The sequence below is a fragment of the Photorhabdus aballayi genome (assembly GCF_026153155.1).
Taxonomy (GTDB): domain Bacteria; phylum Pseudomonadota; class Gammaproteobacteria; order Enterobacterales; family Enterobacteriaceae; genus Photorhabdus; species Photorhabdus luminescens.
Map to the genome: position 1 here is coordinate 1 of NZ_JAPFCD010000143.1, position 660 is coordinate 660.

Here is a 660-nt window from a genome sequence, read left to right on the forward strand (position 1 = left end):
CAGTGCGTTGCCACGCGAATCAGCCTGGTCATTCAAATCAGGAGCGCACACAATAAGCACTGATAGCAACTATGCAACACTAATACTTGAGTCTTCTTCTGAAATGCGTCGAACAATAATACAAACTCAGCCGCGTACTGCGGCTGAGATGTTAGTAATTTCATATGAAGACAAATCAATTTACATACCGAGAAAGGACGGCACACTAGCGACACTTGATGATGTTAACGCAGCAAATAATATCCCGGTTGGTTCTCCAATTCCTTGGCCGTTACCTAATACCCCTGCTGGTTATCTCGCATGCAATGGTCAATCATTTAATAAATCCCTATATCCGCAATTAGCAACCTCTTATCCATCTGGGCGGCTTCCTGACTTACGGGGTGAATTTATCCGGGGTTGGGATGATAGTCGAGGTGTTGATCCGGGGCGAGTGTGTGGCACATGGCAAGAGGGGGCTTATTTAGTACAAGAAACTAATAATCCTCTGGACAACGTTGTTAACTTCTCGCTGAATAACCGAGCAGCATTGAACTGGGATATTCCGCATAGTAGCAATGTTCAAGTAAGAGCGAGATCAGTATTCGATAATACGTCAACTTGGACTACGGAAGCAAAATTTATTGGTGTTACCCGCCCCCGCAATGTCGCCTTTAATTA

At 44.7% G+C, this 660-nt stretch carries 1 protein-coding gene; it reads left to right on the plus strand.

Features of this window, described 5'->3' with window-relative positions:
• A partial coding sequence (locus OO184_RS24945) for a phage tail protein (RefSeq protein WP_265381455.1) occupies positions 1-660 on the plus strand: 660 nt, incomplete at both ends.